The sequence below is a fragment of the Sphaerisporangium sp. B11E5 genome (genome assembly GCF_039871875.1).
GTDB lineage: Bacteria > Actinomycetota > Actinomycetes > Streptosporangiales > Streptosporangiaceae > Sphaerisporangium.
In genome coordinates this window covers 188,280-198,951 of sequence record NZ_JBDPMD010000001.1, presented here as the reverse complement: position 1 = coordinate 198,951, position 10,672 = coordinate 188,280, and the positions used below count along the sequence as shown (strand labels likewise).

Here is a 10,672-nt window from a genome sequence, read left to right as displayed (position 1 = left end):
CTCCCCGTCCATCGGCGCGCGAGCAGTGTGTCTCACTGCCCGCGCGCCGACCATCTCAGGCCCGGATGAAGCCGTTCACGATCAGCGGCAGGGAGGGCGTCCAGCCCCGCCATGTTGAGCACCCCAGGATCGCCCGGGTCACCGATGGAGCGGCCCGTGGCGGTCATCGCGGACACCACGACGCGGGCCGCCGGGTTGACCGCTCGCCGGTAGGAGGTGAGGGCCTGGGACGGGTGGGCGCGCCCTGCCCAGGTCTCGTTGTCGGTGAGGACCACGATGCCGTCCACGTTCAGCCCTTGCTGCTGCGCCCAGGTGAAGGGCAGCGACAGGTCGGTGCCGCCGCCGGAGGGACGCCAGCCGGCGATCTCGCGGAGGTTGGTCCGCGGGGTCACCCGGGAGGAGTGCACGGAGGTGTCGACGTCGATGACGTGGACGTCGTCCCGCTCGATCCGGGCCAGCATCACGGCCATCGCGCACGCGACCTCGTAGACCGTCCCCAGCTTGGATCCGGCCACGGTGACATTCGCCCAGCTCATGGACCCCGAGGAGTCCACGGCGACCAGCAGCCGCCTACCGGACGGCTCCACCGCGCCGAACGACAGCTCGTACGTCTCCTCCAGTGCGTCCAGGATCGCCGGCACGGGCGCCCAGCTCTGGACGTCGGCCCGCGGGCTGGGCTGGGAGCGGCCCGAACCGTAGACCCGTAGGGTGAGCCACGCGTCCATCGGGTGGATCCGCGCCTTGAGCAGCGCCTCAGGGTCGGTGAGCCGCGCCGCGGCGCGGCGGGTGGCGTCGCTCGTCGGCTTGAGCGTCCCGATGCGCGTCATCCGGGCCAGGTTCCGGATGAGCGCGGTCATCCCCACGGTGTCCACCAGGGCGTCCCACACCGCAGGCTCGCGGAGCATCGCGTCGGGGAGGAACTCCCACGGCACCCGCGCCTCGGTGACGACGCGGACAGCCTGGTCCACGGACGTGACGGCCTTGGCGGTCAGGAAACGGTCCACGGCCGGCAGCTCGTCGCGGGCCTCGTCGTCGGTGACGTTCCCGGCGATCCACCCGAACAGCGTCTTCCGCTGAGCGGAGTCCGCGGCAGGGTGAGCCATGCGCAGCACGTCCCGCAGCGCGAACGCCTCCCCCGCAGGAGTCTTCCGCTGGGCCGCCTTGCACACGCGGAACGCCACGTCGTCCGGATCGCCGTCCAGGAACCACGACCCGAGCGCCGTGCGCAGCGACCGGCCCATCACCGGGGCGGAGCCGCGGCCGGTCACCTTGCCGCCGAGGTTCTTGTAGTAGCCGAAGAACGTGGCGAGATGATCGGTGGTGCGGGCGACCTTCGCCAGCGCCGGTTTGGCGGCCTGACGGGTGTCGGCGTCGCCCTTGGCGTAGGCCGCGGCGAGGGCGAACAGCGCGGGCCGGTTCCTGGGCGCCCGGGGCGGGCGCGCCGTGGAGATGCCGGTGAGCAGCGCGACCACCCGGGGGCCGTCCTCGGCGATGGCCTCCCCCAGCACGTCGACGTTCTCGGCGGTGAGCGTGTCCTCGCCGACGTAGTACGTGCCGCCCGTGGTGCCGAGGATCAGGAAGTCCTCCACGCGGGTCCACAGGTCCTTGGCGAAGACGTACCCGCCGGCGGCGTTGCGGACCTGGCCCATCCGGCCCGGGAAGCGCTGGGTCTGCGGAGTCGCGTGCGTGGAGACGGACGCGAGAGGATCACGAGCCATACCGGCCTCCATAGTGGTTCGACCCGCCGGTCCGGCGGATGTGGGGGGGTGGGGAGAGCGGATGTGGTGGTGCCTGCCGGTTTTGAAGCCGACGTCCTCGGCCTCTGGACGACGTCCCGCGCAGGCGGGGCAGCAGGATTCGAACCCGCGTATCCGGCCCCCGACAACCGGCTCGACTTCGACCCGCTCTCCCCTGTTCGTCAGCCCTGCCGGTGGTGCGGATGTGGTGTACCGACCGGATAAGCCCTGCCGAGCAGGGCACCAGGCCGGACGAACCGGCCGACAGGAATCGAACCTGAATTCACCAGTGATAACCAATCGGATTCGACCCGCACCGCCGGCAGGGCTGACGAACGATCAGGTCTGGAACCGGCACGGATGTGGTGCCGCCCACCGGCGTTCAGGCGCTCTGCCGGACTGAGCTACACAGGCGAACCTGTGGCGGGACTCGAACCCGCGACAACCCCATTGGAAGTGGATAACCGACAGGCTTTCGACCCGTGCCGGCACCAGACCTGACCAGCTCATCGGGCCGGGAGAAGACACGGATGTGCGGGACGGCGCCGGAGGAATCTGATTCAGAGATAACCGACACCATTCGACCCGCGCCCTCTCCAAGCCCGGTGAACTGCATACAACGCTACCGCGTCTGTTCTTGGGGAGACAGCGAATATTTGTGCGGTCAGAAATGGCGACACAATCCGCGCGGAGGTTTCCGAGGTCGCCAGGTGCCGCACCATACGGGGTGATTCGCCAGAAGGAGCTTGGGATGGCCGGATTCCCGCGAGATGCGGGCCGTCGGCGGCCCGTTGCGGCGGTTCATGCGGCGAGTTTCCGCGAACCGGACCAGGTGGTGAACCTCATGCGGGTCGAGCGGCGGGTCGATCCTGACTCGGCCCGCACACCCGGGGGCAGGAAAGACGCGCCGAGGCCGCCACGGGAGTTCCCGTGGCGGCCTCGCCGGCTCCGCCTTCCTGAGGCGGAGGTCAGCTCTCGGCGGTGCGCTCGGCGAGCGTCACGGTGACGGTCGAGGTGCGGCCGTCGCGGACGTAGGTGAGGGACACCTTGGTGCCGGGGGTGAGGGAGCGGATCTGGCCGACCACCGTGTCGGCGCCGGAGACCTGGGTGCCGTCGATCTTGGTGATGAGGTCGCCCTCGCGCAGGCCCGCCTGCGCGGCCGGGCTGCCGTTCTGCACCGTGCTGACCACAGCGCCCTCCGTGTTCCCGGTGGCGTCGGCGAGGTTGACACCGAGGTAGGCGTGCGTGGCCTTGCCGCTCTTGATGAGCTGGTCGGCCACCTGGCGGGCGGTGTTGATGGGGATCGCGAACCCGACGCCGATGTTGCCGTCCCCGCCGTTGGTGGCGATGGCGCTGTTGATGCCCACCACCTGCCCCGAGGAGTTGACCAGCGCGCCGCCGGAGTTGCCGGGGTTGATGGCCGCGTCGGTCTGGATGGCGCCGCCGATGGTCGTCGGGGCGGACTGCTGCCGCTGGCCGCCCCACCCGGGCGGCAGGCCGGGCTGCTGCGACTGGTTGCCGCCGACGGTGACGGTGCGGTCCAGCGCGCTGACGATGCCCGCGGTGACCGAGCCCTCCAGGCCGAGCGGGCTGCCGATGGCCAGCACCGCGTCGCCCACGGCGAGCTTGTCGCTGTCGCCGAGGGTCGCCTGGGTGAGGCCGGAGACGTTCTGCGCCCGGATCACGGCGAGGTCGGTGGCGGGGTCGGTGCCGACGATCGTCGCCGCGGCGTTCTTGCCGTCGGAGAACTTGACCTGCACCTGGCCCCCCTGGCCCGCGCCCGCCACCACGTGGTTGTTGGTGAGGATCAGCCCGTCGGAGGACAGGATCACCCCGGATCCCTCGGCCTGCCCCTGCGCCCCGGTGACGAGGATCGACACCACGGACGGCTGCACGGCGCGGGCCACGTCGGCGACGGTGGCGCCCGCGGCGTCGGAGGCGGGCCGCATGACGGGGCTGGCCGCGGCCGGGGTGTCGTTGCCGGCGCCGGTCACCAGCGCCCCGGTCACCCCGCCGCCGACGGCCACCGCCGCGAGGGCCAGCCCGGCGAGTGCCTTGCGCCCGAAGCCCCCGCGCCACGGCGGGGTGGCGGTGGGCGGCGGCCCCGGGGGGATCGTCGCGGGCGGCTCGGCGCCCGCCGGCGGCTGGTACGCGCCGTGCCGCGGGGGCATGGTGCCGAACTGCGTCCATCCCCGCGACTCCGGCTCCCCGCCCGGAATGGTCATTGTCTGTGTCCGCGTGCGCGGGTCCTCGGTGGTCATCTCTTCCCCCATGCTCCTCGGCACTGCCCGGCCTTTTCGGGGCCGGTAAAACAATGATGGCAAACCCGCGATAAGAGCCGCCTAAGCATTGTCTGGAGGTTTCCTGAACGCCCTGGGGGAGGTGCCGCGTGACTGGCACGCCTGGCGTCACGGCGCCGATCTCAGCAGGTGAGCGGGGGTGCGAGGGTACCGCGACGGGGATCTTGCGCGTGAGGGACGGGTGTTTCCCGGCGGTGGCCGCGGTCAGGGGCCGAGCGTTTTCCGGAGGGCTCCGACTTTTACGCCGGGCTTATTTCCGCATTTCCTGGGCCGTGCGGCCACGACTTTTCCGGGGGAAACTCGGATAAAGCTCAGCCCGCGCGGGGGGCGTCCGCCCGGTATTCGTCGCGCAGCAGCCGCTTGAGGAGCTTGCCGGTGGGGTGGCGCGGCAGTTCGTCCCGGAAGTCGACGGTGCGGGGGCACTTGTAGGCGGCGAGACGCGCCCGGCAGTACGCGATCAGCTCGGCCGCGAGGGCCGGGCCGGCCGCGGCGGGGTCGGCGGGCTGCACGACGGCCTTGACCGCCTCGCCCATCTCCTCGTCCGGCACGCCGAACACCGCGACGTCCGCCACCGCCGGGTGCACCGCCAGCACGTTCTCCGCCTCCTGCGGGTAGATGTTCACCCCACCGGAGATGATCGTGTCGGCGCGGCGGTCGGTGAGGTACAGGAACCCGTCCTCGTCCAGGTGGCCGATGTCGCCGAGGGTGGTCCAGCCCCGGCCGCCGGGGTCCTGAGCGGCCCGGGTCTTGTCCGGGTCGCCGTGGTACTCGAAGCGGGGCCCGCCGGAGAAGTACACGGTGCCGTCCACGCCGGGCGGCACCTCGTTGCCGTCCTCGTCCAGCACGTGCGGCACGCCGAGCAGGGGGCGGCCCACGGTGCCCTTGTGGGTGAGCCAGTCGTGCGGCGAGGCGTACAGGAAGCAGTTGCCCTCGGTCCCCGCGTAGTACTCGTGCACGATCGGGCCCCACCAGGCGAGCATGCGCTCCTTGACGGGGACGGGGCACGGCGCGGCGGCGTGCACGGCGCAGACGTGCGACGACAGGTCGTACCGGGTGCGGGTCCCGTCCGGCAGCCTGAGCATCTTGACGAACATCGCCGGCACCCACTGGGAGTGCGTGACCCGGTGGCGCTCGATCAGGGCGAGCGCTTCTTCGGGGTCGAAGCGCTCCATGACCACGACGGTGGCGCCGAGCCGCTGGAACGTCATGCAGTACCGCAGCGGCGCGGCGTGGTACAGCGGGGCCGGGGACAGGTAGACCGAGTCCGCCGAGGTCCGGAACAGCGCCTGGAGGAGCTGGAGCAGCGGCCCGGGGACGTCGAGCGCCGCGTTCCCGAGCGGCGGTCTGACGCCTTTGGGCCGCCCGGTGGTGCCCGAGGAGTACAGCATGTCCGCGCCGCGGCACTCGTCCTCCAGCGGCGTCACCGGGTAGGCGGCCACGGCCTCCTCGTACGAGCCGAACCCCGGGGCGGTGCCGTCCATCATGAGCCGCAGCCCGACCTTCGGGGTGCGCCCGGTGACCGCCGCGGCGACCCCCGCCAGCGCCTTCGAGGAGATGAAGACCTTGGCCTCGCAGTCGTCCACGATGTAAGCGAGCTCCTCGGGCAGCAGCCGGGAGCTGATCGGGGTGTAGTACAGCCCCGAGCGGTGCGCCGCCCAGGCCACCACGAGGAACAGCGGGTGGTTCTCCAGCATGAACGCCACGTGGTCCCCGGGCGCCAGCCCCGCCGCCCGGAACAGGTGCGCCAGCCGGTTGGACTCCTCGTCCAGCTCCCGGTAGGTCACCACCCGCCCGGACCCCGCCATGACCACCGCGGCCTTGCCGGGGTTCTCGGCGGCGACCGCACCCGGATACATGAAACCGAACATTACTCGGTTCCCTGGGGCGGGGAAAGCACGTGAGCCGGCGTACGGCGAGCCGGCCAAGCGGGGCGACCTCTCCCGGCGGCCGTGCGGCGGGCTGGTCCCTGGACATGGGACGGCCCGCCGTCCGGGCCGAGGGCTGCGGGCGGCGGGCCGTGTCAGGGGGTCAGGCGGCGGCGGGCTCGGCCACCGTCGCCGGGGTGAGGGCGATCTCCAGGACCTCGCGGACGTCGCTCACCGTGTGGACGGTCAGCTCGTCGCGGACCGCCTGGGGCACGTCGTCCAGGTCGGGCTCGTTGCGTGCCGGGATGAGCACCGTGGTGATGCCGGCCCGGTGGGCGGCGAGCAGCTTCTGCTTCACGCCGCCGATGGGCAGCACCCGGCCGGTCAGCGACACCTCGCCGGTCATCGCGACGTCCGGCCGCACGGGACGCCCGGACAGCAGCGACGCCAGGGCCGTCGTCATCGTGACGCCCGCCGAGGGCCCGTCCTTGGGGATGGCACCGGCCGGGACGTGGATGTGCACGGACCGGTCCTTCAGCGACCCGACCGGCAGCTCGAGCTCCACGCCGCGCGAGCGCAGGTAGGACAGCGCGATCTGCGCCGACTCCTTCATCACGTCGCCGAGCTGCCCGGTCAGCGTGACCGCGGTGGACCCGGTCTCGGGGTCGGCGAGCGACGCCTCGACGTACAGCACGTCGCCGCCCGCCCCGGTGACCGCGAGGCCCGTGGCCACGCCCGGCACGGAGGTGCGCTGCGCCGACTCCGGCAGCGAGGACTCCGGCACGTGCCGCGGCCGGCCGAGGTAGCCCTCCAGGTCGGCCTCCCCCACCCGCACGGGCAGCGCGTCCGCCTCCAGGGCCGCCTTGGCCGTGACCTTGCGCAGCACCCGGGCGATCGCCCGCTCGAGCGAGCGGACGCCCGCCTCTCGGGTGTACTCGCCGGCGAGCCTGCGCAGCGCCTCGTCCTCGACGGTGACGTCGGCGGCGGTCAGGCCGGCCTTGTCGAGCTGGCGCGGCAGCAGGTGGTCGCGGGCGATGGCGACCTTCTCGTCCTCGGTGTAGCCGTCGAGGGTGACGATCTCCATGCGGTCCAGCAGCGGGCCCGGCACCGCCTCGAGCACGTTGGCGGTGGCGAGGAACAGCACGTCCGACAGGTCGAGCTCGACCTCCAGGTAGTGGTCGCGGAACGTGTGGTTCTGCGCCGGGTCCAGCACCTCGAGCAGCGCCGCCGTCGGGTCGCCGCGGTAGTCGGCGCCGACCTTGTCGACCTCGTCCAGCAGCACGACGGGGTTCATGCTGCCCGCCTCGCGGATGGCCCGCACGATGCGGCCGGGCAGCGCCCCGACGTAGGTGCGCCGGTGGCCGCGGATCTCGGCCTCGTCGCGCACGCCGCCGAGGGCGACCCGGACGAACTCGCGGCCCATGGCGCGGGCCACCGACTCGCCGAGCGAGGTCTTGCCGACCCCGGGAGGGCCGGTCAGCGCCAGCACGGCGCCGCTGCGGCGACCGCCGACCACGCCGAGGCCGCGGTCGGCGCGGCGCTTGCGCACCGCGAGGTACTCGATGATGCGCTCCTTGACGTCGTCCAGGCCGGTGTGGTCGGCGTCCAGCACGGCGCGGGCGGCGGAGATGTCGTAGGAGTCCTCGGTGCGGGTGTTCCACGGCATGTCGAGGACGGTGTCCAGCCACGTGCGGATCCAGCCGCTCTCGGGGGACTGGTCGGAGGTGCGCTCCAGCTTGTCCACCTCCTTGAGCGCGGCCTCGCGGACCTTCTCCGGCAGGTCGGCGGCCTCCACGCGGGCGCGGTAGTCCTCCTCCTCGGAGGCGGCGTCGCCGTTCAGCTCGGCCAGCTCCTTGCGGACGGCGGCGAGCTGCTGCCGCAGCAGGAACTCCCGCTGCTGCTTCTCCATGCCCTCCTGGACGTCCTTGCGGATCGTCTCGGCGACGTCCAGCTCGGCCAGGTGGTCACGGGCCCACTCGACCAGCTTGGCCAGCCGCTCGGCGGGGTCGGGGTTCTCCAGCAGCTCGACCTTCTGGGCGGTGCTGAGCCACGGGGCGTAGCCGGAGCTGTCGGCGAGCTCCGAGGCGTCCTGTATCTGGTTCACCGCGTCCACGACCTGCCACGCGCCGCGCTTCTGCAGGATGGTGGTCGCCAGCGACTTGTACTCCTTGGCCGATTCCTCGGCGCGGGGCCCGGCGGGCACGACCTCCATGGGGGTCGTCTCCACCCAGAGCGCGGCACCCGGCCCGGTGGTGCCCGAGCCCACGCGCACACGCTCCACACCGCGCACGACGGCGGCGGGGCCGCCACCGGGAAGCCTCCCGACCTGCTCGATGACCGCGGCCACACCGACGGCGCCGTACCGGCCGTCCACGCGCGGCACGAGCAGCACCCGCGCCTTGCCCTGCCGCTCGCCCGAGGCCCGGGCGGCGTCGATGGCCGCGCGCACCTCGGCGTCCGACAGGTCGAGCGGGACGACCATGCCGGGCAGGACGACCTCGTCGTCGAGGGGCAGAACCGGGAGGATCAAGCTCTGACTCATGCGAACTCCAAGGGTTGAGTTACATCGACTCAATTAATGGGAGCCGCTGATTGTTCCCAAGTCTGCGCCTGTTCGCCGTGAGCGATCGTAATCGTGTAATCAGGGCACCCTGGGGACGGGTACTCCTGTGGCTCCCGCATGATGGGCTGCATGGACAACGGCGGCATACGCATGAAATCCCCCCAAGGCCGATGGGTGCTGTTCACCACTGTGCTGGGCTCCGGCATGGCTTTCCTTGACAGCACCGTGGTCAACGTGGCTCTTCCCGAGCTGGGGCGGACGCTTGGCGCCACCATGTCCGGGCTGCAGTGGACGGTCAACGCCTACACCCTCACCCTGGCCGGCCTGATCCTCCTCGGCGGCTCCCTCGGCGACCGCTACGGCCGCCGCAAGATCTTCGTCATCGGCGTCGTGTGGTTCGCCGTCGCCTCGGCCCTGTGCGGCCTGGCCCCCGACGTCGAGGTCCTGGTCCTGGCCCGGGCCCTGCAGGGCGTCGGCGGGGCACTGCTCACCCCGGGCTCCCTGGCGATCATCCAGTCGTCCTTCGCCCGCGCCGACCGCCCGAGGGCCGTCGGCGCCTGGTCCGGCCTCGGGGGTGTCGCGGGCGCGGTCGGCCCGCTGCTCGGCGGCTGGCTGGTGGAGACCGCCGGCTGGCGCTGGGTCTTCCTGATCAACCTCCCGATCGCCGCCCTGGTGGTGGCGGTCGCCGCCAGGCACGTCCCCGAGACGCGCGACGAGTCGGCCACGGGCCGCTTCGACGTCCTCGGCGCCGTTCTCGCCGCGCTGTCCCTGGCCGGGGTCACCTACGCCCTGATCGAGGTCGGCACCCCCGCGTCCGTCCCCGCCGGAGTCGCCGGCGTCCTGCTGGGCGCCTCCTTCGTCGTCCTGGAGATCCGCCGCTCCCGCGGCGGTCCTGTCGCCCCCCTGGTCCCCGTCCGGGTGTTCGCCTCCCGCGAGTTCACCGCCATCAACGCCGTGACGCTGGTCATGTACGCCGCGATGGGGGTCGTCTTCTTCCTGCTCGTGGTGGAACTCCAGGTGGCCGCCGGCTTCTCCCCCATCGCCGCCGGGAGCGCGATGCTCCCGGTGATGATCCTGATGCTGCTCCTGTCCCCCCGCTCCGGCGACCTCGCCAGACGCATCGGCCCCCGGATCCCCCTGACCGTGGGCCTCCTGATGGTCGCCGCCGCCCTGGTCCTCCTCAGCCGGGTGGGCCCCGGCGCCACCTACCTCACCGACGTCCTGCCCGCCGTGACGTTGTTCGGCCTGGGCCTGAGCGCCGCCGTGGCCCCCCTGACCGCCACCGTCCTCGCCACCGCCGACGAACGCTTCGCCGGCGTGGCCAGCGGCGTGAACAACGCCGTGGCCCGAACCGGCGGCCTGCTGGCCGTGGCCGCGATCCCCCCGCTGGTAGGCCTGACCGGCACCGCCTACACCTCCCCCACCGCCTTCACCGCCGGCTTCCACTCCGCCATGCTCATCTCCGCCACGATGATGACCGCCGCCGCCGTCCTGACCGTGGTCACCATCCGCACCAACGCCATGAAAGAACCCGAACGCGTCCCCTCACGCAAAGCCTCCTGCGACCTGTGCGCACCGCCCCTCGACCAGGGCGCCGAGGTCCGCGAACGCACCTGACCCGGCGGCGCCGGTCACGCCTCCACGGGCACCGCGCCCTCGTAACGCCGCCGCATGGCCGGGCTCGCCGCGGGGCCGGCGGCGAACACGTAGTCGGGGGCGTCGGCACGGTCGCCCGTGGCGGCGTCGACGAGCACGGGTTCGGCTTCCCGGCCGGTCCGCTTGTCGACGAGGATCATCGAACGGTCCCGCGGGGGCAGTTGCGCGTTGCGCCATGCCGCGAGCGCGACCAGCACCGGGCGCAGGGAGCGGCCGAGGTCGGTGAGGACGTACTCGTAGCGGAGGGGACGCTCCTGGTAGGGGGTGCGTGCCAGGATGCCGCGGTCGACGAGGCTCCTCAGGCGGCTGGTCAGCATGCTGGACGACAGGCCGATGTTGGCTTGGAACTCGTCGAAGCGGGTGTAGCCGTCGAAGCAGTCGTGCAGGATCAGCACCGTCCACCACTCGCCGACGATGCCCATCGTCATGGACAACGGACATTCACGGTCTTCCAGGCGGATCTTGCCGACCATCTTCCACTCCTCCGTGTTGTTACTGCTATGGTAGCAGTCACCAGTAACTTCTAAGACAGAAGCTACTGACGACCCTATT

Annotated in this window: 6 protein-coding genes; 1 reads left to right on the top strand and 5 read right to left on the bottom strand. The window is 72.0% G+C overall.

Annotation, left to right across the window (positions count from 1 at the left end; all coding sequences use genetic code 11):
- Positions 1-32: 32 nt before the first annotated feature.
- From ABGB17_RS00785 to lon, 4 genes are all read right to left on the bottom strand, one after another.
- Positions 33-1,718 (bottom strand): TROVE domain-containing protein, encoded by a 1,686-nt coding sequence (locus ABGB17_RS00785; protein ID WP_347625703.1) that lies wholly within the window; start codon positions 1,716-1,718, stop codon positions 33-35.
- Between the two features lie 986 nt (positions 1,719-2,704).
- The gene (locus tag ABGB17_RS00780) at positions 2,705-3,961 is read right to left on the bottom strand and encodes a trypsin-like peptidase domain-containing protein (RefSeq protein WP_347625702.1); all 1,257 of its coding nucleotides are present in this window, start codon (positions 3,959-3,961) and stop codon (positions 2,705-2,707) included.
- A gap of 386 nt (positions 3,962-4,347) precedes the next feature.
- Positions 4,348-5,904 carry an AMP-binding protein gene (locus tag ABGB17_RS00775; RefSeq protein ID WP_347625701.1) on the bottom strand — a complete coding sequence of 519 codons (1,557 nt, stop codon included), beginning with the start codon at positions 5,902-5,904 and terminating at the stop codon, positions 4,348-4,350.
- Between the two features lie 160 nt (positions 5,905-6,064).
- Complete coding sequence (gene lon / locus ABGB17_RS00770; RefSeq protein ID WP_347625700.1) at positions 6,065-8,443, bottom strand: endopeptidase La; 2,379 nt, start codon at positions 8,441-8,443, stop codon at positions 6,065-6,067.
- Between the two features lie 150 nt (positions 8,444-8,593).
- Here lon and ABGB17_RS00765 point away from each other — a divergent pair, with 150 nt between their 5' ends.
- A complete protein-coding gene (locus ABGB17_RS00765; RefSeq protein WP_347625699.1) occupies positions 8,594-10,081 on the top strand; it encodes an MFS transporter in 1,488 nt (495 codons plus the stop codon).
- A gap of 14 nt (positions 10,082-10,095) precedes the next feature.
- On the opposite strand, the gene ABGB17_RS00760 is transcribed toward ABGB17_RS00765, so the two are convergent.
- Positions 10,096-10,593, bottom strand: a complete 498-nt coding sequence (locus tag ABGB17_RS00760) for a helix-turn-helix domain-containing protein (protein WP_347625698.1) — start codon at positions 10,591-10,593, stop codon at positions 10,096-10,098.
- Positions 10,594-10,672: the final 79 nt, after the last annotated feature.